General features: G+C 59.4%; 25 protein-coding genes and 1 tRNA gene. 14 read left to right on the top strand and 12 right to left on the bottom strand.

The genetic code is table 11. The features are described from left to right. Nucleotides 1–42: 42 nt before the first annotated feature. From GH266_RS12865 to GH266_RS12845, 5 genes are read right to left on the bottom strand one after another with little or no spacing between them, the layout of a single operon-like run. Nucleotides 43–1080 carry a LacI family DNA-binding transcriptional regulator gene (locus GH266_RS12865; protein ID WP_158194181.1) on the bottom strand — a complete coding sequence of 346 codons (1038 nt, stop codon included), beginning with the start codon at nucleotides 1078–1080 and terminating at the stop codon, nucleotides 43–45. Further along, on the bottom strand, nucleotides 1077–1931 hold the full coding sequence (locus tag GH266_RS12860; protein WP_158194180.1) for an ABC transporter permease: 855 nt from the start codon (nucleotides 1929–1931) through the stop codon (nucleotides 1077–1079). The genes GH266_RS12865 and GH266_RS12860 overlap by 4 nt, the downstream gene beginning before the upstream one ends. Further along, entirely contained in the window at nucleotides 1928–2749 is an 822-nt protein-coding gene (locus GH266_RS12855) for an ABC transporter permease (protein ID WP_158194179.1), read from the bottom strand. The genes GH266_RS12860 and GH266_RS12855 overlap by 4 nt, the downstream gene beginning before the upstream one ends. Nucleotides 2750–2807: 58 nt before the next feature. Beyond that, entirely contained in the window at nucleotides 2808–3944 is a 1137-nt protein-coding gene (locus GH266_RS12850) for an ABC transporter substrate-binding protein (protein ID WP_158194178.1), read from the bottom strand. 33 nt (nucleotides 3945–3977) lie between these two features. After that, nucleotides 3978–5132: an ABC transporter ATP-binding protein gene (locus GH266_RS12845; protein WP_158194177.1), complete on the bottom strand. Its 1155-nt coding sequence runs from the start codon at nucleotides 5130–5132 to the stop codon at nucleotides 3978–3980. 490 nt (nucleotides 5133–5622) lie between these two features. Between GH266_RS12845 and GH266_RS12840 the strand changes: the two genes are divergently transcribed. Then, nucleotides 5623–8475 (top strand): bifunctional diguanylate cyclase/phosphodiesterase, encoded by a 2853-nt coding sequence (locus GH266_RS12840; protein ID WP_158194176.1) that lies wholly within the window; start codon nucleotides 5623–5625, stop codon nucleotides 8473–8475. 116 nt (nucleotides 8476–8591) lie between these two features. Here GH266_RS12840 and GH266_RS12835 read toward each other — a convergent pair. Beyond that, nucleotides 8592–8658 (bottom strand) — tRNA-Ser (locus GH266_RS12835). 152 nt (nucleotides 8659–8810) lie between these two features. On the opposite strand from GH266_RS12835, the gene GH266_RS12830 reads away from it, so the two are divergent. Next, entirely contained in the window at nucleotides 8811–10109 is a 1299-nt protein-coding gene (locus GH266_RS12830) for a site-specific integrase (protein WP_199270314.1), read from the top strand. A gap of 184 nt (nucleotides 10110–10293) precedes the next feature. On the opposite strand, the gene GH266_RS12825 is transcribed toward GH266_RS12830, so the two are convergent. Together GH266_RS12825 and GH266_RS12820 are read right to left on the bottom strand one after the other, a co-directional pair. Further along, nucleotides 10294–10560, bottom strand: a complete 267-nt coding sequence (locus GH266_RS12825) for a hypothetical protein (RefSeq protein ID WP_199270313.1) — start codon at nucleotides 10558–10560, stop codon at nucleotides 10294–10296. A gap of 76 nt (nucleotides 10561–10636) precedes the next feature. Then, the gene (locus GH266_RS12820) at nucleotides 10637–10984 is read right to left on the bottom strand and encodes a winged helix-turn-helix transcriptional regulator (protein WP_036589565.1); all 348 of its coding nucleotides are present in this window, start codon (nucleotides 10982–10984) and stop codon (nucleotides 10637–10639) included. A 159-nt stretch (nucleotides 10985–11143) separates the two neighbouring features. Here GH266_RS12820 and GH266_RS12815 point away from each other — a divergent pair, with 159 nt between their 5' ends. The 6 genes from GH266_RS12815 (at nucleotide 11144) to GH266_RS12790 (ending at nucleotide 15968) form a co-directional block, all read left to right on the top strand. Continuing rightward, on the top strand, nucleotides 11144–11536 hold the full coding sequence (locus GH266_RS12815; RefSeq protein ID WP_158194175.1) for an MAPEG family protein: 393 nt from the start codon (nucleotides 11144–11146) through the stop codon (nucleotides 11534–11536). Nucleotides 11537–11575: 39 nt separating this feature from the next. Beyond that, nucleotides 11576–11905 (top strand): TfoX/Sxy family protein, encoded by a 330-nt coding sequence (locus tag GH266_RS12810; protein ID WP_158194174.1) that lies wholly within the window; start codon nucleotides 11576–11578, stop codon nucleotides 11903–11905. 819 nt (nucleotides 11906–12724) lie between these two features. Beyond that, on the top strand, nucleotides 12725–13873 hold the full coding sequence (locus GH266_RS12805) for a cell wall hydrolase (protein ID WP_036589535.1): 1149 nt from the start codon (nucleotides 12725–12727) through the stop codon (nucleotides 13871–13873). A 16-nt stretch (nucleotides 13874–13889) separates the two neighbouring features. Continuing rightward, nucleotides 13890–14498, top strand: coding sequence for a methyltransferase family protein (locus GH266_RS12800; protein ID WP_244953829.1), 609 nt, complete (start codon nucleotides 13890–13892; stop codon nucleotides 14496–14498). A gap of 312 nt (nucleotides 14499–14810) precedes the next feature. Further along, on the top strand, nucleotides 14811–15164 hold the full coding sequence (locus GH266_RS12795; RefSeq protein WP_036589533.1) for a TFIIB-type zinc ribbon-containing protein: 354 nt from the start codon (nucleotides 14811–14813) through the stop codon (nucleotides 15162–15164). An 18-nt stretch (nucleotides 15165–15182) separates the two neighbouring features. After that, a complete protein-coding gene (locus GH266_RS12790; protein ID WP_158194173.1) occupies nucleotides 15183–15968 on the top strand; it encodes a DsbA family protein in 786 nt (261 codons plus the stop codon). 282 nt (nucleotides 15969–16250) lie between these two features. On the opposite strand, the gene mntR is transcribed toward GH266_RS12790, so the two are convergent. Continuing rightward, entirely contained in the window at nucleotides 16251–16694 is a 444-nt protein-coding gene (gene mntR, locus GH266_RS12785; RefSeq protein ID WP_036589530.1) for a manganese-binding transcriptional regulator MntR, read from the bottom strand. A gap of 184 nt (nucleotides 16695–16878) precedes the next feature. On the opposite strand from mntR, the gene GH266_RS12780 reads away from it, so the two are divergent. Both GH266_RS12780 and GH266_RS12775 read left to right on the top strand, forming a co-directional pair. Beyond that, nucleotides 16879–18165: an Nramp family divalent metal transporter gene (locus GH266_RS12780; RefSeq protein ID WP_036589528.1), complete on the top strand. Its 1287-nt coding sequence runs from the start codon at nucleotides 16879–16881 to the stop codon at nucleotides 18163–18165. 136 nt (nucleotides 18166–18301) lie between these two features. Then, entirely contained in the window at nucleotides 18302–19219 is a 918-nt protein-coding gene (locus tag GH266_RS12775) for a cation diffusion facilitator family transporter (RefSeq protein ID WP_036589525.1), read from the top strand. Between the two features lie 30 nt (nucleotides 19220–19249). Here the strand turns inward: GH266_RS12775 and GH266_RS12770 are convergent, their stop codons facing one another. Then, on the bottom strand, nucleotides 19250–19990 hold the full coding sequence (locus tag GH266_RS12770; protein ID WP_036589522.1) for a cytochrome c biogenesis CcdA family protein: 741 nt from the start codon (nucleotides 19988–19990) through the stop codon (nucleotides 19250–19252). A gap of 119 nt (nucleotides 19991–20109) precedes the next feature. Between GH266_RS12770 and GH266_RS12765 the strand changes: the two genes are divergently transcribed. The 4 genes from GH266_RS12765 to GH266_RS12750 all read left to right on the top strand — a co-directional run bounded on the left by GH266_RS12765 (nucleotide 20110) and on the right by GH266_RS12750 (nucleotide 24491). Then, nucleotides 20110–20829, top strand: coding sequence for a heparan-alpha-glucosaminide N-acetyltransferase (locus tag GH266_RS12765; protein WP_244953682.1), 720 nt, complete (start codon nucleotides 20110–20112; stop codon nucleotides 20827–20829). A 269-nt stretch (nucleotides 20830–21098) separates the two neighbouring features. Next, complete coding sequence (locus GH266_RS12760; protein ID WP_051517930.1) at nucleotides 21099–22034, top strand: cation diffusion facilitator family transporter; 936 nt, start codon at nucleotides 21099–21101, stop codon at nucleotides 22032–22034. 793 nt (nucleotides 22035–22827) lie between these two features. Then, nucleotides 22828–24117: a sulfite oxidase gene (locus tag GH266_RS12755; RefSeq protein WP_158194172.1), complete on the top strand. Its 1290-nt coding sequence runs from the start codon at nucleotides 22828–22830 to the stop codon at nucleotides 24115–24117. Between the two features lie 11 nt (nucleotides 24118–24128). After that, complete coding sequence (locus GH266_RS12750) at nucleotides 24129–24491, top strand: hypothetical protein (RefSeq protein ID WP_155269272.1); 363 nt, start codon at nucleotides 24129–24131, stop codon at nucleotides 24489–24491. 135 nt (nucleotides 24492–24626) lie between these two features. Here the strand turns inward: GH266_RS12750 and copM are convergent, their stop codons facing one another. Then, nucleotides 24627–25028, bottom strand: a complete 402-nt coding sequence (copM, locus tag GH266_RS12745; RefSeq protein WP_051517928.1) for a CopM family metallochaperone — start codon at nucleotides 25026–25028, stop codon at nucleotides 24627–24629. A gap of 12 nt (nucleotides 25029–25040) precedes the next feature. Continuing rightward, entirely contained in the window at nucleotides 25041–25235 is a 195-nt protein-coding gene (locus tag GH266_RS12740; protein ID WP_036589513.1) for a heavy-metal-associated domain-containing protein, read from the bottom strand. Between the last annotated feature and the right edge of the window lie 34 nt (nucleotides 25236–25269).

Genomic DNA, 25269 nt, shown 5'->3' with positions numbered 1-25269 from the left:
TTCGGCGGCAGACCTGGCCAGCCGCTGAGGCAGGCTGAGCGGTCAACGTCCGGGCGTCGTCGCGCGTTCCACGAAAGTGGCTTCCAGCCTCAGGGTCGAGGGCGGCGCATCCAGGTCGGTCAACCGTCGCTCCAGATGGGCGACGGCACCTTCTGCCATCTTTTCTGGGTCCTGCCGGAAGGTGCTGAGCCGGTAGGAGTCCCAGGAGGCCTCGGGAATGTCGTCGAAGCCGATGACGGCGAGATCGCGCGGAATGTCGAGGCTGAAGCGGCTGCGTGCCCGGTCCATGAGGCCGATGGCGACCAGATCGTTGACGCAGAAGACCGCCTCGGGTCTTCGGGGCGTCGCATCGGGAGAAAACAGCGCGTCGGCGGCTTGCTGGCCGCCCGCATAGTTCGCTTCCTCGCCGTGAGCGCGGGCAACATGGGCTCCAAGGCGTTGGGCCTCGTCCGCAAAGGCTTTCTCGCGTTCGACAAGGCTGGGCGTCGCCGAGGAGACACCGGCCACCGCAAGGCGTGTGAAGCCGCGTTCGACGAAGAGCCGTGCGGCCGCTCGGGCCGCGCCGGTATTGTCGATGCGCACGTGATCGCAGTCGGGCTCGGAGCGCCCGATCATGATCAGCGGCTGGCCGTTGCGCCGGGCCAGCTCCACGAAGGAGGCCGGGGGCGAGCCGGACAGGATGATCGTTGCAGCGGCCCGATATCCGAACAGGGCGTTCTGCGCCGCCTGAAGCTCCTGCTCGAGGCTGCCGGTGTTGATGATCAGAGGCACGCTGCCACGCAGGATCAGCGCCCGTGTCAGGGCGGAGACGAGATGGGCGCGAAATCCCACTTCGGGCCGGGTGACGATCAGCCCGACGAGGCGGCTGCGATTGGCGAGCAGCCCGCGCGCCAGGTCATTGACCTGATAGCCGAGCTCGGCCGCCGCCTGCATGACCTTCTCGCGGGTCTCCGGTGCGATGCTGGCGCCGGGCGTGAACGCGCGCGAGACCGCCGAGCGCGATACGCCGGCCTTTTGTGCCACCTGCTGCGCGCTGATGAAGCGCCGTGCGGGGGTCTTGTCGCCCTGGTCCCGTTTCAATGGCCAACCTTCGACAGCACGTCGGATCTGAGGAATCGCTCGACGACGAGCATGAAAGCAATGGACGGGATCAGGAGCAACAGTGCCGTGATCGATGCCACCTGATAGTTTCCGCCTGCCCCTGCGGTATAAAGCAGAAGCGGCAGCAGATTCACATCGGGGGCGCCGACGAAATAGCTGCCGGTGAACTCGTCGAGGGATTCCAGGAACACGAAGATCGCGCTCGCCAGCAGCCCCGGGGCGGCAAGCGGCAGCGTCACGTCCCGGAACGCGCGGAAGGCGCCGGCCCCGAGCGAGCGGGCCGCCTGTTCCAGCTCGCTGTCGACGGCGGAGAAGGCCGCAGTGGCGATCCAGACCGCATAGACCAGCCCGTGGGTGACATGTACCAGGACGACGCCGATGACCGTGCCGTTGAGGCCGATCTGGTAGAAGAGCCGGGCGATGTTGACGTAGACCGGCAGGTTCGGGAAGGCCTGCGGGATCAGGAAGGCCAGCAGGATCAGCGCCCGGAACGGCAGGCGCAGGCGCGCCAGCGCATAGCCGGCAGGCACTGCCAGCGCGATGGCCAGAACCACCGTCAGGCTCGCCACCAGGACGCTGTTGGCAAGCGATTCCATCGCGTTGCCGCGCGGCGAGAACACCCGCTCCCAGTAGCTGAAGCCGTATTCGAGCGGCAGCGCATGGGGAAAATACCAGCGCTCGGCGACGGTCCACAGGACGAGGTTGGTCAACGGACCGAAGATGATGAAGGCGATGAGGCCGAGCACGATGGCGCGCGGCACCCACCAAAGGTCCAGGCGGATGCGCGCAGGCTCGGCCTTGCGCGCGAAGGGGGGCGACGAGGCGCTCATCCGCGTTCCCTCATGCTCTGGCGCAGATAGAACCACGCGACGCAGGCGGTCGCGGCGAGCGAGATCAGGCCGAGCGCATTAGCGACGCCATAGTCGCCATAGGCATTGATGCGGAAGGCGATGTCGGCGGTCAGCATGGTCGGCGACTGGGCGTTGATCATCAGCGGCACCGAGAGCACCGACATCATCGTGACGAAGGACAGGACCAGCCCGACCATCAGCGTGGTGGCGACCTGCGGCACAAGGATCTCGATCAGGATGCGGAGCCGCGATGCGCCGAGATTGCGGGCCGCCTCGATGGTGCCGCGGTCGACCGAGGCCATGGCGCCGGCGAGCAGCAGCGTCACGAAGGGCGTCTGCTTCCACACGAAGGCGATGACGATGCCGCGCCAGTCGAGAAAGCTCACCGCCTGCAGCGGGGTGATGAGGCCGGCACCGACGAGAATGTTGTTCATCAAGCCGTTCTTGGCGAGGAAGGTGCGCAGCACCTGACCGACGACGATGAAGGGAATGAACAGCGGCCACCGGTACAGCCAGCGCAGGATCGCCACGGCGCGCGGGTTTTCGCCCAGCGTCAGATAGCCGCCGATGGCGATCGAGAAGAGCCCGATCAGGCAGGTCGACAGGCTGACGATCACCACGGTGAAGAGGATGTCGGAGCTATAGAGGGCAAAGGACTTCGTGAAGTTGTCCAGCCCGTAGCCTGCCTCGGTCTCGAAGGCGCCGACCACCGAAAGGGCGAGCGGCAGTACGAACAGGAACAGGATCACCGTCAGGGCGGGCAGGACGAGAAGCAGTCCGAGCAGGCGTCTTGGCATGGTGGCGTCGATCCGGTGGCGGCCGCCCGGGGAAACCGGGCGGCCTTTGCGGTGAGGGTCAGTTCGCGGCCTTGGCCTCGTAGGCTTCCAGGATCGCGTTGTTGTAGGGCGCGATCGGGAAGGGCTTGCCGTAGCTGGCGAGGTCTTCCGGAGACACGTCCGTGAACAGCTTGTTCCAGGTCTCGGCATCGAGCTCGGCCTGGACGTGCTGCGCATCGATGCCCGGATACCAGTTGAAGCGCTTGACGATGCCTTCCGCCTGCACCTTCGGGCTGGTGGCGAGCTCGACGAACTTCTCCGCCAGCTCCTTGTTCGGAGCCTTGGCCGGGATCACGTAGTGCATCGGCTGGCCGGGCATGCCGGGCGCCGGCAGCACCAGCTTGAATTCCGGCGGCAGCTGGCCGTTGGCCTGCCAGGAGTAGAACATGTCGACCCAGACCGGCCCGATGGCGATCTCGCCGCGCGACAGCAGGTCGAGCGTGCCGGCATTGCCCGGGGTCAGGGTGGCGTTCTGGGTGAACTCCTTCAGGCCATCGAAGGCGGCGTCCCACTTGGTGGTCTCGGCCTCCTCGAAGGGGCCGTTCATCAGCTTGCCGGCGTCGCCCTCGCCGAAGGCGTAGACCCAGCCCATGACGAAGCTCACGCCCGAGGCGCCGCCCTTGATGCCGTTGTAGCCGAACTGCTTCGGGTTCTCCTTCACCCAGGCGGCGAGCTCCTCGTAGCTCTTCGGCGGGTTCGGCAGCAGGGCCGGGTTGTAGGCGAGCGCGGTCTGGCTGTTGAACATCGGCATGACGTAGCCCTTGACGTTCGAGCCGAGCGCCATGTCGGCATTCGACCGCGTCACCAGCTTGCCGGTGGAGATGGTGTCGCGATAGGCCTCGAGATAGCCGCCGGACACCATCGGGCCGGCGAACTTCTCGTGAACGACGGCAACGTCCGTGTCCCAGGTCTCGCTGCCAGCCTGCTTCTGGGCCTCGAAGCGCTCCAGGATCTTCTGCGAGCCGGCATCGCCCGGTCCGGTACCGACGGCGCGCACCGTGTGACCCGGGTTCTGCTCCTCGAAGATCGGGCCGAGATACTCGTTGATGTAGTCGACCATGTTCTGGTCGCCGGCCGTGATCACGGTCAGTTCGGCCGCCGTCACCGGCGCGGACGCAAGGCCCAGCACCAGCGTCGCCGAAAGAAGTTTCCTCATGTCGGTACTCCGCTTTCTAGACATCATTGACGTTCAAGTCTCGGATGCTTCCAGGACGCGGCCCTCGGTGCCGTCGCTCAAGGAGCCTTCGGGGCCGGCAGGGCGTCCCTGCCGGACGAAGAGGAAGAGCGCCTCAGCGGGGATGCGGATACGCACCGCCGCGCCGAGCGCGAAGGGTTCGGGGCTGTCGACCAGCAGCGTGTCCTCGCCGACCCGCACGGAATGGCGCCAGGCGCCGCCCGGATAGCTCGCCGCCTCGACCCGGCCGGGCAGTTCCAGCGCGTCGCGGGTCGCGGTGCCGTCGCCTTCGCCGGCAAGAATGGATGCGGCCTCGGCGCGAAAGCGACCCTCCAGCGGCCCATCGGCGAGCGGGCGGCCGTCCAGCGGCAGGTCGGCTGCCGCATTGGCGGGGCCGGCCGCGACGATCACCCGGTCACCGGCGATCCGGCCGGTGAGATCGATCCGATTCTCCGCCCCCATAAAGGCGGCGACAAAGGGCGAGGCGGGGCGGTTGTAGAGCGCCTGCGGCGTGCCCTGCTGGGCGATGCGGCCACGGTCGAGAATGACGATGCGGTCGGCCATCACCATGGCCTCCTCGCGGTCGTGAGTGACATGCACGGCGGTGATGCCGAGGCGCTTCTGCAGCGCGCTGATGTCGTGGCGCACCTTGAGACGGATGCGGGCGTCGAGATTGGAGAGCGGCTCGTCGAGCAGCAGGATCTGCGGGTCGATCGCCAGTGCCCGGCCGAGCGCGACGCGCTGGCGCTGGCCGCCCGACAGGGCGCCGGGCTTGCGCCCGCCGAGGCCGGACAGGCCGAGCAGGTCTTCCAGCTCTCCGACGCGTCGGGCGATCTCGGCCTTGGAGCGGCCGCGCAGTTTCAGCCCGTACCCGATGTTCTGGGCAACCGTCATATGCGGCCACAAGGCGTAGGACTGGAAGACCAGCGCCATGCCGCGCTTGTCCGGCGGTTGGCGCGTCACGTCGGCACCGTCGACGGAAATGCTGCCGCGGGAGGGCTTCACGAAGCCGGCAATGGCGCGCAGCAAGGTGGTCTTGCCACAGCCGGACGAGCCGAGCAGCGCGACGAACTCTCCCTGGCCGATGGCCAGGTCGAGACCGTCGAGCACCCGCGTTGCGCCATAGCCCGCGGACAGGCCCGCGATGTTCAGGAAGCCCTCTTGCGTCATTTTCCACCCTTTGCACAGCTGTGCATCGCAAGATACACGCTGTTTTTCTTCGGCCGACGAAACGGCGTTTCCATATTGTTAGCCCCGGGCTTCGTGCGGCGCAACGCCGCAGGCACGTCAAAACTTCCGAGCCAAGTGATAGGCGGCGCGTGTAACGGCGAGATGACGCTGCCGCCACAGCGAGCCTTCCGTCGCGTTCTCTGCCGCTCGCGAGGGGTGGAAGGCGGTCGATCCGCTACTTGTCGCTTTGAGAAATCAGCAGGTCATGCAAGTTTCGACAGGTGGGCGATTCGTACATGTGCGGCCTCGGGGCGACGGCTTCCGAACCAGGATGCGGATGCTTCGGCCTGGGAGACGCTTGCACGAAAAGGGCAGGCGTCAGGACCGTGCAAACAGCCTGCCCACGACAGGCCACAGGATTGACGCTGGATGGTAGGCTGCGGCCCGAGACCTCAATCGGCGCGGCAACATCCGCCGAACGGGATGCAAGATGGATCGGGACGATTCTTCCTCCGAGCCCGCCTCCGCCCAGGAGACCGGGATTCTCGAAAGCACCCGTGGCCTGACCGCGGTGCTCGACTGTCTCCCTCATTCTGCCTGGATCTTCGACCGCAGCGGTCGCTATGTTTTTCAAAATCGCATCGACCGGGAGACCCACGGCAGTGCCGTCGGGTTGTTGCCGAGCGAGGCGGGCCTCGGCCCGGAGGAGGGGCAGGCCTGGACTGAGATGCATCTCAGGGTGATCGGGGGCGAGCGCGTTCACTACAGCCGCGAGATGGAAACCTCGCGCGGCCGGGTCGTCTCCGAAACCTCCATCGAACCGGTGATGGCCGATGGGGTGATCCTCGGCGGTGTCGGCGTTTCGGTCGACCAGACTTCCCGTACGGATGCGGTTCGCAGGCTCAACGAGGCGCATCAGCGGCTGGCGGAATTCGTTGCCGTTTCCTCCGACTGGGTCTGGGAGACGGACGAGGAGCACCGGTTCACCAGCGTGATGGGCGACGGGGAGCGGCTCGGACTGGATTTCGCCAGGTGGATCGGCCGTACCCGCTGGGAGGTGGCAAACGGCGATCCGGGGACCGACCCGCTCTGGAAGGACTATGCGGAAACGGTGGCGCGGCAACTGCCGATCGTGAACTTCATCTTTCCCGGAGTGCGCACCAACGGTGATCCGATATGGGTGGAGGTCAACGGCCGGCCGCGCCGCTCGCCCGACGGCCGGTTTCTCGGCTATCGGGGCGTGACCCGCGACGTGACGCGGCGCGAAACCATGGCGGAGCAGCTACGGCGCTCGGACATCGTCATCCGGGCGACGAACAATGCGGTCGTGGTGTGCGATCGGGCCGGCCGGGTTCGCTGGGTGAATACCGCCTTCGAGCGCCTGACCGGCTATTCGGAAGCCGAGGTGCTCGGCCAGAAACCCGGAGCGTTGCTGCAATGCCCTGAAACCGACCCTGAAACCGTGCGGGAGATGGGCGCGGCGATCGCCGAGGGGCGTCCCGTGCGGGTGCAGGTGCTGAACCAGTCGCGAACAGGCCGCCGCTACTGGCTCGATCTCGACATCCGGCCGATCCGGGAAGAGGGCGCGGAGCCGGAAGGTTTCGTCGGCGTGCAGACGGATGTGACCGAACTCGTCGAGGCGCGGGCGCTTCTGCACGATGTCATCGAGACCATTCCCGATGCGATTGCGGCCTTCGATGCCGAGGACAGGCTGATCCTCTTCAATCGCTCCTATCGCGACTATTACGCGCTGTCGGCCAAGCTCATCCGAGAAGGCACGCCGTTCGAGGACATCCTGCGCCATGGCGTGGCGGCGGGACAGTATATGGATCCGGGAGCGACGGAGGAGCAGAGGGAAGCCTGGATCCTGAACCGCATTGAGATCCATCGCAATCCGCCAAGCGAGCCGAGTATCCAGCTCCTGTCGGACGGGCGCTGGTTGCAGGTCAGCGAAAGGCGTTCTACCAGCGGTGCCATCGTCGGCGCGCGCACCGACATTACCGCGCTGAAGCAGGCCGAGCTGGCCATTCGCCACACCGCCGAGACGGATGGGCTGACGCAGCTCGCCAACCGGTCGGTGATGACGCGCGAACTGGACAAGGCACTGCAGGGCAAGCGCACCCGCGACCGGGTCGGAGCCTTCGTCATCATCGATCTCGATCACTTCAAGTCGATCAACGACACGCTTGGCCATGATGCCGGCGATGCCTTGTTGCGGGTGGTGGCGCAGCGGCTGCGTCGCCTGTTGCGGCGAGGAGACGTCGTTGCGCGGCTGGGAGGCGACGAATTCGCGGTGCTGCTGACGGGTCTTGCGAACGAACTGGCGGCCGAAAGGATGGCAGAGAAGCTGCACAAGGCGCTGACCGCGCGCACCCGGCTCGGCGACCGGATGATGCGACCTGGAATTTCGATGGGCGTAACCCTGTTTCCGGCCGACGGCGACACGCCGACCGACATCATCAAGAATGCCGATATCGCGCTCTATCAGTCGAAGGCCCAGGGCCGGAACGGCTGGACCCTGTTCAATCCGCAGCTGCGGCGGCGGCTGGAACGCCGCCACGAACTCGGCGATGCACTGCGACGTGCGATATCGGCAGAAGAGATCGATGTCGCCTTTCAGCCGCAGCTGGGGTTCGGCGACCGCCGCATCGTCGGCTTCGAGGTGCTGGCGCGCTGGCAGCATGCGGGGCAGACGATCAGCCCGCTCGAATTCATCGGCATCGCTGAAGATCTCGGGCTCGGCGGCGTGCTTGGCCGGGCGATCATGGAGCGGGCCTTTGCGACCTTTTCCGAGGCGGCCGGGGAGCGGAGCGCTCCGGGCCAGCTTGCGATCAATCTCGCGACCTCGCAGCTGAAGGACCCGCACTTTCCCGACTATGTGGCGGAGGCGTTGGCGCGATACGCACTGGACCCGCGGCAACTGGAATTCGAGGTAACGGAAACCGTGCTGCTCGACCGCTCCGCCGAGCGGATCGCGGAGACGCTGACCGCGCTCAGACGGCTCGGCATCAGCCTTGCCCTCGACGATTTCGGGACCGGTTATGCCTCGCTGACCCATCTCAAGCGCTTTCCGGTGTCGCGGCTGAAGATCGACCAGTCCTTCGTGCGCAATATCGGCCAGTCGGAGGACGATGCCGCCATCGTGCGTGCCATCATCGGTCTGGCGCACAGCCTCGGCATGACCACCGTTGCCGAAGGGGTGGAGACGCAGGCGCAGCTTCTGTACCTGGAGCAGTTGGGCTGCGATATCGCGCAAGGGTTTTTCATCGGCCGGCCGGCGCGGCTTCCCTCCTGGTGGGTGGCACCGAGAGAGCCGGCGGAAAGCGGCAACCATTCGATCTGATGGGGGAGGCGCACGGGCAAGACGATTGCGAAGCAAGTCGGGCCAGCTGAGCAAGGCAAGGTGCCTGAAACGACAAAAGCCGCGGCGAGCCGCGGCTTTTTGTTTACCCGGTAAACTGGAGCGGGCGATGGGATTCGAACCCACGACCCCAACCTTGGCAAGGTTATTATCTGTATACGCCGCAATATCCAGAACCTCTCTAAGATACGATAATATATAGCGAAATCAGATCTCAGGTCGCCGTCTGTCGCCATTTCATACTTGCTGATTTCCCCTCTTTTGCTTACAACTAGCTTACAAAACCGAAGGGTCCATGCTATTGTAAGCAAACATCGATGACGCTGCTAGCGGAGGTATTTATGGCCAAACTTACCAAAAGGGCGCTTGAGGCGATGGACCCGCCAGCGAAAGGCAAACAGGCTTTTCTGTGGGACAGCGAATTGCGTGGCTTTGGAGTGCGTATGCTCCCCTCAGGTTTGCAAACATTCATTTTGCAGTACCGCAACGCCGCCAACAAAGAGCGGCGTATCAATCTTGGCCGTTTCGGCGTGATGACCGTCGAGCAAGCACGAGACAAGGCGAGGATCAAGCTTGGCACCATTGCTGCCGGAGAGGATCCGGCCGATATGGGTGATGATCCTCACTATCAGGCAACTGTCGCGATGCTTTGCGACTGGTACCTTGCAGAGGCGGAAGCGGGGCGCATTCTTGGACGTCGCAATCGTCCGATCAAGAAGTCGACTCTTGGCATGGACAAAAGTCGTATTGAAACGCACATCAAGCCGCTCTTGGGCGATCGTTTAGCGAATACGCTGAAGGTCGCTGACATCGAAGGCATGCAATACGACATCGCTGCTGGAAAGACGGCAAAATCGAGAGGCAAGGGCCGGGGCGGTGTTGCTTCCGGCGGGCCTGGCGTTGCGTCTCGGGCAGTCGGGACTCTTCAGGCCATCCTTGGGCATGCTGCCCGTCTCGGCAAAATCGAGGATCATCCAAGCCGAGGCGCGCGAAAGCTCGCGGGCAAAAAAAAGACCCGTCGCCTAAGTGTGGCCGAGATCAAGAAACTTGGCCTGGCAATTCGATATGCAGAGCGCAATGGCGAAAATCCCATCGGCCTCGCTATCGTCCGGCTCCTTTTGCTCACGGGCTTTCGCATTTCCGAAGGCCAAGCGATGCAGCGCGCTTGGGTTGACGCGAGTGCAGGCTATATAAGTTTTCCCGATACCAAGGGGGACGCACAGGTCCGCGCGATCGGACCTGCTGCAGCGAAGCTAATCGCCAGCCAGCCGGTGCCACAGAACTGTCCCTATGTCTTCCCGTCTGATGTCGGCAACGGCCATTTTACAGCTAGTAAGGCATGCTTAGCTAGACTTTGTGCAAGTGTGGGAATTGAGGGGGTCACACCCCATACTCTACGACACACGTTCGGAAGCGTTGCGGGAGATCTTGGATTCTCCGAATTGACGATCCGGGCGTTGCTTGGCCATGCGGCGCAGAGTGTAACTCAGGGCTATGTTCATATCGATGAGGCGCTGAAACTCGCGGTCACGCGCACCTGTGACGAGATCGCGTCGCTGTTGGATAGTTCGGATGAGAAGGCGTTCCTAAACGCTGAAGAGATTCAAGCCGCTTGAGGCTAGGCCAGAGTGAATAGCTCTTAGATGCAGACGCCTTCTTTCCTAATTTTCAGGCAGGAAGAGAGCCACGAGCAATCGAATTTTAGTAAAGATTTTAAGTGCGACGCCGTGCGTCTGATAACGGAACGTGGTAGCCGTGTCCGTCAATTCGTCGAACTGATAGACGGTGGTCTCGATGACTTCAGATATTGGGATTCCGCCTCCAGCCGCTGGCTCGATCGAACGAGGTTGAGATGCCGTAAACGTACGATTTTAGCAGACCAGCGGGATCGAAACCCGGCCAACAGGTATTCTTCGCCTCAACCCGCACGAAGCCGGCTGGCTTCAGATCGATGCCGTTAACGAGGGGCTCCATTAAGCGGACCGGGTTATCCGGCCTCACATAGTCGTCAACCGCTTCCGGCAGAAGCAGCAATTGCGAACGGCGGGTTCCTGAAAGATGCGCCATGGCAAATATACCACAGCCGCCTATTCTCGGGAATCAGCAAGAGAGTTTTAGGATAGTCTCCAGGATTTTGGGACGGCTATACGACTCCCAGTATTTCCTCGTGGACGCCGGTTGATCCCCACCGAACGATCTCGGCCAAGACCGGCACCAGTGTTTGCCCTCGTTCGGTCAGACTATACTCCACCTTGCGCGGGACGACTGGATACTCCTTGCGACTGATGAGTCCTTTCTGCTCCAACTCTTTCAGCTCCCGGCTGAGAATACGCGGCGTGATCGCCCGGCCCAGGCCGCCATGCCGGAGCGAGCGCCCGATTTCTCCGTAGCGATGAGGGCCACGGTTGAGCACGCAAAGGATATGCAGCTTGTAGCGACCGCCGACGATCTGGTCGAAAGCAATCGCGGGACAGAGCTTGATGTGGCTCATATCCAGTCCGGTGAGCGCAGAAGCCGTAGGCCCAGGGCCGGTTACAGGTCTGTCCATGCCCTCCTCCGTGCTACCCTTTTTGTCCGTATTTACGAAAACGTATCAAGGCAGATACCCTTCATCCAGCATATTCTACCGAAGACTGACAGGGCGTGGACCATGACTATCGAACTGATCGTTCTGGCATTGGGCTGCATCCTTGGCGTCGCCCAGACCTACATCGCCGCCGAAATGGAAGGTCGGCAATATGGGATGAAATGGGCGCTGTCTTCGCGCGAGGCGGAGATGCCGCCGTGGAGCGCACTGGTGGGGCGGCTGAAGCGCGCGCAGGCCAACTATATGGAAACCTTCCCCATCGCCGCCGCCGCGATCCTGATTGTCGTGGTTGCCGAGGTGAACGGCCTTTTGACGGCGGCTGGCGCGATCATCTGGCTGGTTGCCCGCATAGCCTTCTGGGTGGTTTATGCCATCGGCATCCCGGTCTTGCGGTCGGTGCTTTTTGCCACAAGCATTGTCGGTATCGGGATGATCCTGTGGCCAGCCCTGTTTTGATGTGGACCACGATCCGGCTGCCGGCAGGAAAGCACCACGATGGCCTACGATGAATCGTTAGCCGCGCGTGTGCGGCTCATCCTTGCAGAACATGCCAACGTCATCGAGAGAAAGATGATGGGGGCGCTCTGCTTCATGATCCGTGGCCACATGAGTTGCGGAGTGAGCGGCGCATCCCTCATGGTCCGGGTCGGGCGCGAGGCCCAGGACGAGGTGTTGGCCATGCCCCATGTCCGATTGATGCAGATCGGAGGACAGCCGGTCGCTGGTTTTATCTTGGTGGACATGCCCGGAATGCCGTCTGATGAAGCGTTTGCCGGATGGGTGCAGCGCGGAATCGACTTCGTATCAACGTTGCCGCCAAAGTAGACTGCCACATGCGTTCCCTGCTGGGGTGTCGCAATGCAATTGCCACCAGAATGGCCTATGGCCTTTCCGAATAGCCACCCCTCGACTGACTCCAAAATCGTGAGGCTGATCGTCGTCCATTTCGCGAAGCGCGCGGCACTGGCGATTCCGCCCCGGCCAAATGCAAAAGATCGTGCGGAAGAGTTGAGCTAGGCGGTGTGGACGGATTGCCGCATGAAGAGCGGAGAGGATTCCTCTGAGCGCACCGACCACCATCGACATTTGGAGCATGGGCAATCAGGCGAAGGGGAGCGCCCGAGCTCAGCGCAGCCAGCACGAGGATGTAGGACAGCGGGGAGAGCACGCTGACCCCGACCGCTATCCACCAGCAGATACGCATTGCCTCGATGGCGCGGCGGAGATTAGCACTCACAAGCGGGGCCAGAAGGAAGAACCGAGGCAGGTTCGAAAACCAGTCCAGCACGACCGGCGCAACACCGAGGGCTCTGACAGAGTAGGCGTCAACCACCATATAGGTTGCAATCAGGCCGCCCGTCGCGGTTCCGCATCGCATGCCAGATTGCCTGCCCGGATGCCGGAAAGCGCCGATGACCACCGCGCTACCCAGCTACACCACGCCCAGGGACGTCATCTTCTTCCTCGGTCTTGTTGAATCGAATTGCCCTCTTTCGAACTCAAGTAAATGCTCAGGCAGGATGAGGTTCAACGGGCATATGGATCAGCCGTGACATCGCGACTTGCCGTCACACTGGCGTTAACTTTCTATCAAGGTTAACACTCGATTCTTTTCCGCGTGTGGGCATTCGGAGGAATGAGATTTTGCGGTCGAAATCGAAGGTCGCTGCCCAGCGACGATCATTGGGCGGTCGCCAGCGGGTGCTTGCAGTTCTCTGCGCGAGTTGGCTGGTATTCGGTTTTGCGTCGCCCACCGGGATCCGGGACGCTAAATCGGAACGTGAGATCGGTCCGACAGCAGATCGGTGGGCGGCCTATGTCGAGCGATCCGACAACTGTTCCCATTTGCAGGAGCTCCGCCTGCGCAATGCAAATATTCCCGGCAACGTCGGAAATCTGGATCTAGTAGTCCCGGGCCAGCGCATCAATTTGCCTGTAAACCGAGAACTCTCCCTCACATCTCAGAGAGTGGTCGAAGAAACAAAGAAGCCACGTCTCCTTAGTGTGGCATCCCGAAAGAGCCCGGAGGCTCGGCTTGTCAGTCAGGCGCTGTCAGCGCGCATATTCGAGTCGGAAACTTATACAGCCTATCTTCTAAGAGGATTTGCAAACCCTGATGCTGATTTCGCGTCGGGTCAGTCGACCTTTCATAGCCCTGCGGACGATCGTCTCGTCGGAATACCAGAGGTTCTTGCTGAACTGGTCAACAACGATGGCGCAGACATCCTGGCCACAGCTTATGCCCCAAAGGACGGGTTCCATGCTTCATCCGGTGCCTTCGCAGCGCTGCTGGGGACCGATGAGGAAGCCGGTCGCTTCGTCCCGCCCACGATGGAAGGTGACCACGATTGGATGAAGCAGCCCCTTCCGAAATCCGTCTTTTCAAGCGCCGAGCAAAAGTGCCTTGCAACCGCGATCTATTTCGAGGCTAGAGGCGAAGAGGTTAAGGGCCAGGCCGCGGTCGCGCAGGTCATTCTCAATCGTGTGCGAAACCCTGCATATCCAGCAAGCGTCTGCGACGTAGTTTATCAAAACGACAGCTTGATCAACAGATGCCAGTTTTCCTTTGCCTGCGACGGCATTCCAGATGTCATTGCGGATCGACGCGCGTATCGTCTGGCAACGGATGTGGCGATGGCAGTCACCGGTGGGAAGATATTCTTACCCGAAGTCGCGTCATCGACCCACTACAATGCCACCTACGTTAGCCCGCGTTGGGCTCGCTCCATGGAGCGCATGACCCAAATCGGATCGCATATTTTTTATCGCACCTTTGGTGGCGGCTGGAGCTAGATAACTGTTGAAGTCGATGCATGCGAAGTCGCCGGTCGAGCGAAAAAGAACCTTGGTTACCTGGCTGTTGGCTCCAGCGTGGCTGACCATGCTCATTGCAACTCAGCCGGAAGGTTTTGAAACACTTAGCTACAGCCTGGTCGAGTTTGTTGGCTTCTTTCTGGTCTTTGCGGCAGTCCTTGGTCGGCTCTGGTGCACCTTATACATCGGAGGACGAAAGGATCTGGATTTATGCCAAAGCGGACCGTATTCGCTCAGCAGAAATCCACTCTACTTTTTCTCCTTCCTCGGGCTGATTGGCGTATGCCTCGCGGCACAGAATATTTCTTTGGCGGTGATAAGCGCCATCGTGTTTTTTGGTTACTACAGATCTGTGATCAAGAATGAAGAAAAGAGGCTTCTTAGCCTGTTTGGGGCGGATTACATTTTGTACATGGCCCGCGTGCCGCGTTTCTTTCCGCGCCTCCATGTTCCGGAAAGTGAGGATATTCTTCTTGTCCAGTCGCAGACATTCATTCGGTCGCTAAAAGACGTCAGCTGGTTCCTCGCCGGTATCATCGGCATTGAAGTGATTGAAGAGCTGCGACAGGCTGCTGTGATTTCTGGTTGGCAGCTCCCATTGTAGAGCAAGCCCTTGCACGGGCCCTTATCTGCCACCGCTTCTATCTTCGTTTTGTCCTTTTCGGCCCGCCTTGTGAGAAGGCTGAGTTGGTCGGAGGCCTTGTGCCTAGTTGCCTTGGATCGATGATCCTGATCGAGCATCTGTTGCAGATGTAACGGGCTGCAAACCGAGCCGGTGTCCAAACACCGGCAGCAGCACTGTCGTGTTTGAGCAGAATCTTGCGACATTTTCGCCCTTGAACCTCAACCTGCTGGAGGTCCTACGTTCTGGCAACAGGATGCTTTAGTCGCCCACGCGATTGCCAGGAGAGAACAAATGTTAGGAACTTCCCAGGTATCTGGCGCGAAAGGTCACAGCCTCCTTTGCCCGCTTTGCAGGGTCGACCTCGTCATGAGCGAGCGACAAGGTATCGAGATCGACTACTGCCCAAAATGCCGGGGGGTATGGCTGGATCGAGGTGAGCTCGACAAGATCATCGAGCGCAGCGTGGCTGAAGACGCTCACTATCCCCAGCAACAGCTAGATCGCGGACGTGCCCAAACGCCAGCACGCAATGCGTCCAGCGACTGTCGCGATGACCATCGTCGCGACTATAGCGACCATGACCGCCATGGCCATGGCGGTCATGGTCGAAGGCACGGCTCATTCCTCGGCCGATTGTTCGACTAACGCCGAAGGGGATCAATCATGGAAGTTGTGCGTATAAGCCGGCTAGGCTGCTTTACCTACGCGATGCTGTTAGCGTCCTCGCCTGTGTTCGCTCAAACAGTTGATCGCGGAGAGGTGGAAAAGATCGTCCGGGAATACATCTTGCAGAATCCCGAGATCATCGAGGAAGCGCTCGGGGAACTTGAAAAGCGGACCCAGGCGGCTCAAGCCCAAGCCAGGTTACAGACGATACAGGCGGAAGCGGATACACTGCTTCGCTCAGGCAACGATGTACTCCTTGGAAATCTTGATGGGGACACGACGCTGGTTGAATTCTTCGACTTCAACTGCGGCTACTGCAAGCGGGCAGCTCCAGACGTCAAAGCCCTCGTGGCCGAGGATCCCAAGCTGCGGGTCGTTCTTAAGAATTTTCCGATTCTTGGGCCGGGTTCAGTTGAGGCTGCGAAGGTGGCGCTTTCCGTAAGCCGACTGAAAGGCAACTCTGTCGCTGCCGATTTCCATGTCAGACTGATGGATATGCAGGGACAAATAAACCGTGACCGTGCGTTAGGCTTGGCAGAGGAGATGGGCCTTGATCGCAAACAGTTGTCTGAAGAGATGGCCAAGCCTGCGGTGGAGAGCATCATCTCAGCTAACATCGCGCTTGCGCAACGCCTTGGGCTGACGGGTACGCCTTCGTTCATTGCCGGTGAGCAGATCATCGAGGGGGCAGTCGGAAAGAAACCCCTTGCTGATGCAATCGAAACGGCTCGCCAAAAGGGACCTTTCGAAGCCGGTGCGCCGCCGGTTGGATATGACCAATAAGCGGACTGAATTTTAGCGTTCCAGTTTGAGCACGCTCCGACACAGCCGTTCTAGTAACACGCTAGGCGACTCAATCATGCCTGCATCCAAGAAGATTTCCGATAGATACTTCAAGCGCCGCAGCACTTGATATTCCGGCGTCAGCGGCAATCAACCCCTTATATGTCGGGACTATCCTATCTTCACGAGCTATAAATGCAAACAATACTTTCAATTCTGAGAAAAATATATCATTTCATATATTTTCAGAGATGCGGTCTGGCTAGTTAATGTTCAATTTTTTCATTTTGATTTGATAAATGCTAAATATTTCTCAAATGCAGAGAGAGTTTGATCTGACACGTGATGCTCGATGCCTTCGCCGTCAATCTCGGCTGTTTCCTCTGGCACTCCAAGAGCGACGAGGAATTGAACGACGATGAGGTGGCGTGACCGTACACGGTCCGCGAGCTGCTTGCCTTCGTCGGTCAGAAATATCCCGCGATAGGGCCTTGACGTTGCCAGACCCTGGCGTTTTAGTCTCGCGACAGCCTTGGTTGCTGTAGGTTGCGCCACGCCCATTCGCGCGGCGATGTCTGCAACTCTTGCCTCTCCATTGATTTCAATAAGGTCGCCGATCATCTCGACATAGTCTTCGATGAGCGCGCTTGCTTGACATTCCCGGACATGTGCGAAGCGACGCGCGTGCTGGGCGGGGCGAGGCGGAGAGTTGTTGGGCTTTGTCATCTGTATCTGTCGGTCACCTAATCGGAGAGATGAGCCCGCGGCTCAAATTTAGCCAAGGGTAAACTTGTTTCCGCGAATTGGCAAATTCGACGTTACCATCATGCATGAAACTTATTATATTACCCTATTGCACTTAATATAGCACCGGCTATAAAAGTTCCCACAATTGCATTTAGGTACCCTTATGTACGATACAGAGCGCACGCGTAACGCCATGGCTGAAGTGCTTTCCGGCCAACGTCGCGGCTTTACCGGCCGCCTCCTTTTTGTCGGACCGGCAGTGATCGCCTCAATCGCCTATGTCGATCCGGGCAATTTCGCAACCAACATTCAGGCCGGCGCAGGCTATGGGTACCAGTTACTCTGGGTTGTGCTTCTGGCAAACCTTATCGCCATGCTTTTCCAGGCTCTGTCCGCCCGCCTTGGCATCGTGACGGGGAAGAACCTTGCTGAAATGTCGCGCGACCACTTCCCTGCGCCGGTTGTCTGGGTGATGTGGGCGGTGAGCGAAGTGGCGGCCATGGCGACGGATCTGGCGGAGTTTCTCGGCGGCGCAATCGGTCTGGCGCTGCTCTTCGACCTTCCCATATTCTGGGGCATGTCGGTCACGGCTATAGTGACGTATGGTATACTGGTATTCGAGAAACATGGCTTCAGGCCGATGGAGCTTATCATCGGCTCGATGGTCGCGATCATCGGCCTTTGTTATCTTATCGAACTGGTGATAGCCCCTGTCGACTGGACAGAGGCCGCCACAGGTCTGATCACGCCACAGCTTCCGGACGCAGCTGCATTGACCATCGCAGTGGGAATCATCGGCGCTACGGTGATGCCGCACGCCATCTACCTGCATTCGAGCCTCACTCAGTCCCGCGTCCGGATCCGGAACGAGAATGATCGCCGCAAGGTACTGCGATACTCCAACATTGAGGTTGTGGTTGCCCTCGCCATCGCAGGCATGGTGAATATGGCGATGGTTATCATGGCCGCAAGCGCCTTTCATCAAGGCAACAGCGACGTCGCCGAGATCGAGACCGCCTATCATATGCTGACACCGCTGCTCGGTACCGCAGCCGCTTCGGTGTTTCTCGTTTCCCTGATTACCTCGGGCGTTTCAAGCTCCGTGGTCGGCACCATGGCGGGCCAAACAATCATGCAGGGCTTTCTGCATTTCCATGTCCCGATATGGCTCCGACGCCTCGTGACAATGCTGCCTGCCTTCGTGGTCGTTGCCATGGGCGTCAACCCGACCCAGGCATTGGTGATGAGTCAGGTCGTTTTGTCGATTGCCCTGCCCGTGCCGATGATCGCTTTGATCATTTTCACCTCGCGACGGGATGTGATGGGTAGTTACGCCATGCGGCCGGGCACGAAATGGCTTGCGTTCGTCGGTGCCACGATCGTTCTCGCACTTAATTTTACATTGCTTGCGAGTGTTTTTGGCATCCGCGTTCCGTTTCTGGCGATCTAAGAGACCGCATAGTATTCAGTAGGACGAGTCCGTGCGCGGAACGTTCGCATTAGATACTGTTCAGATGAGTATCATCCCCGGTTGAAGCCGAATTTAACTGCTAACCGGAAGTGAGACCCTTGGAGGGACCTGGAGAATGAATTCGCAAATCCACGGGTCGAATGATGGGCATGATCACGGAACGGCGGTGACAGCCGGCAATGAGCGGCGTATTCGGCTCGTCTTCATCTTCACTGCCGGTTACGCCGCTGTACAGGCAATCGGCGGCTGGCTCTCCGGTTCGCTCGCGCTGATCGCGGACTCCGGTCACATGGTGTCGGACGCGGCAGCACTACTTCTTGCGCTGATTGCCTATCGGGTAGCGAGGCGGCCTGCGGACAATAGCCGGACCTACGGATTCCACCGCGTGCGCGTCCTTGCCGCGCTGGCAAACGGGGCGAGTCTGCTTCTTCTGGTTGCCTGGATCGCGTGGGAAGCTGTTGGCCGGATCAACCAGCCTATAGAAATTCTCGCGGGTCCCATGCTCATTGTCGCGACTATAGGGTTACTGGTCAATCTGGGGGGAGCCTGGATTCTCATGCGCGGCTCCCAAGGTGATAGTAACCTTCGCGGAGCGTTCCTCCATGTCGTCGGCGATCTACTGGGATCTGTCGGAGCCATCGCTGCCGCCATCGGCATTATGCTGACGGGTTGGAGGGCGCTCGATCCGATCCTTTCGGTTCTCGTGGCGCTGCTTGTCGTTCGTTCAGCCTGGACTCTGGTGAGCGAGTCGATCCGGGTGCTCCTGCAGGCGGTGCCTCGCGGGCTGAATGCCCGTAACGTTGAATTGGAACTCAGCCAGTTGCCGCTTGTCGAGGAGGCAGGGCACTTTCACGCGTGGACGCTGACGGACGACACTGTAGTCGCGACCGTCCATGTTACGCCGGCAATGGGTGGCGATCCGCTTCAGTTGCCGTCCGTAATAACGGCCTGGCTGAAGGAGCGCTACGCGATCGATCATGTAACCGTTCAGGTCGATCCCCGCGGAGCCCTTCGTCGATCCGAGCCGGTCTAAACTTTCAGGGTTCGTGCGATTGACAGATTTTCAGCCGATTGACCCAAAAACCGGAAACTTCTCCAATAGCCAGAATGCGAACCAGGTCATGTAGCCGCTCACCATGGCAAGGCCCATAACGATCATGATGGCGCCGGCGGTTACCTGAAGCGCTCGACCAGTCTTACGCAGGCCGGGAAGCAAGACGATCAGCCGATCTGTGAAAAGCGCGGCCAGAAAGAAGGGTATTCCCAGCCCGAGAGAGTAGAGAGCCAGGAGCGCGACACCATCCAGTGCCGTTGCCGACACAGCGCTGACTGTCAGTATCGCTCCGAGAATCGGGCCGATGCAAGGCGTCCAGCCGAACGCAAATGCCAGACCAAGCAGATATGCGCCCGTCGGCCCGCCTGTTAACAGGCTGCCGTGGTAGCGGACATCCCTTTGCAGCATGGGGAGACGTAGAACTCCGGTGGTGAAAAGGCCGAAGATGATGACAATGACACCACCGATGATGCCCGCTTCGTAGCTGTAGGAGCGAAGCGACTGGCCAAGGGTTGTGGCTCCCGCTCCGAGTATGACGAACACCGTTGAGAAACCGAGGATGAAACATATGCTCAGCCAGGCGACGGACAGCTTGCCGCGATCCGGATCGCTGCGTTTATCCTGAGTGGCGGTGCCGGCGATGAACGATACATAACCGGGCACCAGCGGCAGCACGCAGGGCGATAGGAAGGAAACTGCACCGGCAGCGATTGCCGCCACCACGCCGATATTTGAGATCTCAAAACCCATACCCAAGTATACAACCTCACCCTGCTAGAGGTTCAATGCCTTGCGACAGCGACATCTTGACCCTCTAGCCGGATGAGCTTCTACGAAACGGTTCCGCCGAAAGGAGAATCGATTTCGTAATGAAAGCCCGTGTTTATATGGTCGATGCGTGGCGCGGTCTGGCAATCGCGGGCGTCGTGCTGTTCCACTTCGTTTGGGATCTGGAATTTACTGGCTTCATTTCGGGCGTCGCATACCATCCACTCTGGCTCGGCTTCGGGCGTGTTCTGGCCGGAAGCTTTGTGATGCTGGTCGGGATCAGCCTAGCCTTGTCCTCTCGCTCACGGTTCCGGCCGAGCGCCTATCTGCTTCGACTTACGAAAATTGGCGTCGCAGCCGTGGCCATTACGCTGGTGACCTGGTATGTTTTTCCGGCAACGTTCATTTACTTCGGCATCTTGCATGCGATCGCCGTTGCGACGTTAGTTGGTACATTATTCCAGCGGACACCTTGGTGGCTAAGTCTTGCTTCGGGCGCTGGCATGCTGGTGGTTCCTTCCTTATGGCAGTCGGAACTCTTTGACACACGTTGGCTTGCCTGGATTGGATTTGCGCAAAACGTACCGCCGAGCAACGATTTCGTGCCTGTTTTCCCGTGGGTAGGGATCACGCTCATGGGTATGGCCGGGACAAAAGTGCTGATCGACAATAGGAAAGAATACGCGCTTGATCATATGTTACCAATCGGACGCCCAAAAAACGCCCTTGTCTGGCTTGGGAAGCGTAGCTTGATTATCTATCTGTTTCATCAGCCAATTATGCTTGCAATTATTATGCAACTTGCGCGATTTCTGGTTTAGTATAACCGGTGTCAATGATTTTACGAAAAATGAATTGAATAAAATTATCTAAATAATTTGATATTGTTATATAGATAATGCTTATATTTGTATATTTCACAATTAATGTTTTTGAATAATTTTAGATTTAGATTCAATTAGTTTTCCGATAAACTTATTGCTCCGGGTCTTCTGCGTAAATTTTCGATGGTGACTTGCCCGTACGTGCATGATTATGGTTGTCTTGCGGTCGTAGATTGTTATCTCCCGCCGCTAGCAAGGGGATGGGAATGACCGGAAGACAAATGGTCAAAAAGGTGTCTCACAGTGAAGATGATGGCCATGATCACCGAACGTCGGTGACCGCTGGCAACGAGCGGCGTATTAGATACGTACTAATTTTCACGGCAAGCTACGCTGCTGTCCAGGCCATAGGGGGATGGCTTTCGGGTTCCCTGGCGTTGATAGCAGATTCCGGACACATGGTTTCCGACGCGGCGGCTCTGCTTCTGGCTCTCATCGCTTATCGCGTGGCACGTCGACCGGTAGATGCAACGCGTACCTATGGCTTCCATCGTGTCCGCGTTCTCGCAGCACTTGCAAACGGCGCGACGCTACTTCTTCTCGTGGCGTGGATTACGTGGGAGGCCATCAACCGCATCAACCAGCCGGTCGAGGTACTTGCCGGTCCGATGCTCATCGTAGCGACGGTGGGTCTGTTCGTTAACATCGCGGGCGCCTGGATACTTATGAGGGGCACCAAAGGAGACAGCAACCTCCGTGGAGCACTGCTTCACGTCGTCGGCGACCTTCTTGGCTCGGTGGGCGCGATCGCGGCTGCGATTGGAATCATGTTGACCGGATGGATGATGCTCGATCCGATACTGTCGGTGCTCGTAGCCATTTTGGTTGTAAGGTCGGCTTGGGGGCTCGTAAGCGAGTCCATTCGTGTGCTGTTGCAGGCTGTGCCTCGTGGGATCGATGCGAGAAAAACGGAAGCTCAACTTGCAGAACTTCCGGAGATTGCCGAAGCTGGTCACTTCCATGCATGGACGCTGACTGACGATACCGTCGTGGCTACTTTGCATGTGACGCCGGCCAACGGGATCGACCCTTTGATGCTGCCAGTTCTGGTGGCAGACTGGCTGAAACACCGCTATAATATAGACCATGTAACCGTTCAGGTAGACCGTCCGGGTCAATTGTCTACGGTCGAAAAGTTATGAGCACTGTGATGATCCGATTTCTAAGTGAAAATCGGCCGGTAGTAAATTTTGACGGCCGGTTTCTCAGGTGGTGCGGCGCGTTCGTTTACGCAATTCCCTTTCCGGCGAAACAGTTGCCACAACTCTAGGCGTCAAATCGCCGGAATCTATGCCAGCGGCCTTTCAAAGGTGTTCGACAACTTTCGTCTCGTTAACATTCACTGGCTCGCCGACAACGATCAGTGCCACCATTCCATGGCGTAACTGAACGTGAACTTCCGCACCGTGGACGGCTGCATTTCGACCGAGACAGTGGTCTGCTCTGTTTTACCTTTGAATGTGGCCGCGTCTTTGGGTGACATACCTTTCCTAAATTCCGCGTTGTGCCCCTTGTCGGCAGGCACGAACGTGACGACTTCACCCGGCGCGGAGACTATGAAATCGTCTTCGAGAACCGGCGCGCCGTTACTTTTCTCGCTACGTCCGCATTTGCGATATAGCCGTCACCATCATCATGGACGCACGCTGGTTGTTGCCTCCGGCAGTCCTGCGCGGCGACAGTGGAGCTCAAGTAATTAAACAAAACATTCAATCATCAAGTTTGCCGTGCGCGGCAAGTAGGCACATCATTGCGGCGTTTTTCTATCAGCCGGGCCGGGTACTTTTCCTCTACCGAGCGACACGATGTGTTTGGTCATATATAACGCATTGATATTTATCAGAATAACCTTGCGTTACTGTGGAAAACAGGTAGCTTTTTCTCCTAAATGATCACAGCCAGGCACAACATTCCCAGACTTGAAAGGATACCGGAATGAAGACCCCGCACCGTGATGTCAGGGCCGACGAAGGAAGTTCTCAGCAAGCGCAGGGTACAGGGCGGCGCGATTTTCTCGGGCTGGCGGGTGCAGTCACAGTGCTGGGTGCGACCCTTCCCCTTGCGCGAAACATGCCGGGGGGATTTGTGTCGACCGCCTATGCCCAGGACAATCCGGACCCTGCAGCTATGTTGGCTCAAGTCGGGAAAAATTCGGGTCTCTCAGTCATTGGAGACCGCCCGTTCGTCGCCGAAGCGCCCGAGCATCTTCTGAATGACGATACCACTCCTATCGACAAGTTCTTCGTCCGCCAAAACGGAATTCCCCCCGAGGCTCCTGGCGACGCACAGGCGTGGTCCATCATCGTGGAAGGCAGCGTCGACAATCCGTTAACCTTGACCCTGGCTGACTTGAAGCAGCGATTTGAGAATGTAACGTTCCGCATGGTGCTTGAATGCGGGGGCAACGGACGTTCCTTCTTCAATCCGCCTGCACGCGGAAACCAATGGACAAACGGGGGCGCTGGTTGCGCCGAATGGACCGGCGTCCGGTTGCGCGATGTTCTGCTGGCAGCCGGGCTTAAGCCCTCAGCAGCCTATACGGGGCATTTTGGAGCCGACTCCCATCTTTCAGGCGATGCCGATCGCGAGGTCATCTCCCGTGGCGTGCGTATCGAGAAGGCGTTGGAAGAGCATTCGATGATTGTCTGGGGGATGAACGGCCAGGATCTGCCACTCGTTCATGGCGGCCCGCTGCGGCTGATCATACCGGGATGGCCGGGTTCTGCCTCGCAGAAATGGCTGACACGGATCCTCATTCGTGACGATGAGCACGATGGACCAGGGATGACGGGCACGTCATACAGGGTCCCGGCTACACCCATGATCCCAGGCTCAGGACCGGAAGGGGTTGAATTCAGGATTCTGGAATCGATGCCGCTGCGTTCGATTGTGTCTTCGCCGGCAAACGGAACCCGGCTTCCGGCAGGAACGCGAAAGCTGGAATTGCGCGGCGCCGCCTGGGGTGGCGACGTTGCGGTGTCGGCGGTTCACGTCTCGCTCGACGCTGGTGCGACGTGGCACGCGGTAGATTTACAGGAGCCGCGCAACCGCTACGACTGGCGGCGCTGGACGGCGGCGATAGACCTGCCCTCGGATGGCTATTACGAAATATGGGCACGCGCGACAGGCGAGGACGGGACCATGCAACCGCATGTGGTTGGAAACTGGAACCCGCAGGGTTATGGTGGGAATCCGATGCACCGCCTTGCGGTTCTCGTTGGTTGACGGGGATGGGAATGAGGACCATTCTGGCGGGGGCGTCGCTTGTCGCCGCCTCCGTGATTGTGACGGGCGCTCCTGTTTTGTCACAACCATTGCAGATTTATGCCGAGCCGGAGGATCTCCCCGCAGGCGAGGCGCGCGAGGATACGTTCTACAATTGCTCTGCCTGCCATAGCTTTCAAGTTGTCGCCCGCCAGGGAATGACGCGCGAGCTGTGGGACAATACCTTGACCGTGATGGTCGAGCGTCACGGCATGTGGGAACTTGATCCCGAGGATCGCGAGCGTATTCTCAATTACCTAGCGGAAGCCTTTCCGCAGGCTACGCCTGATGGGCAGGGCGGGGGCGGGTGGGTAAGCCCCTTCGCCCCAAAGTAAGCCTCTTTGTGGGCATTTGGTGGAGAATGCCGAACCTGAGTGTTCACTCGCCCCACCCAGCAGCGAAAAGACCCGGCGCGCGCAATGCGATCCGGGTCCTAACGCTTTGTACAAGCGCCTGTTTTCCGAAGCGCTTTACTTGCTCCGGTCGGCGAGCCACTTCTGCATGAAGGCGATTTCGCCCTCCTGAGCTTTGATTACTTCCTCGGCCAATTTGCGGACCTCGGGGTCCTTGCCGTATTCAAGCGCGACCTTTGCCATGTCGATTGCGCCCTGATGGTGCGGGACCATGCCGCGCATGAAGTCCACGTCGGCATCACCTGTATAGGGCACCATCATGTCCTTCATCATCGCGTCCATTGCCTGTTCGTATGCCTTTGTCGACGGGCTATCTATTGCTGCATCGGCGGCCATGTTGGACATATTGTGGCCCGGCATGTTTTGATCCTGGCCGTTGTTCATCTGGGTCTGTGCGAGCGCCAGACCGGCGCTGAGAGCGATGGCTCCGGCGATGAAGATCGGCGTAAGCTTGTTCATAAGAATCTCCTGTCAGTTCACGGTTGCAGGATAGCCGGCCTCTGCCAGAACTTCCTGAATAGCTGCCTGGGAAGCGGTCGTCTCAAGCGTGACGCTTCGGGCGGCAGGGTTGGTTTCAATCTTCGCATCGGGATCGACGGACTGGATTGCCTTGGTGACAGACTTGGCGCAGCCGCCGCAGGTCATGCCTTCAACTCGAAGTTCCATGAGAAAGCTCCTTTATTGTTCTCATGGTGGGAAG

The sequence above is a fragment of the Stappia indica genome, from assembly GCF_009789575.1.
GTDB lineage: Bacteria > Pseudomonadota > Alphaproteobacteria > Rhizobiales > Stappiaceae > Stappia > Stappia indica_A.
This window is presented reverse-complemented; position numbering and strand designations above follow the sequence as displayed.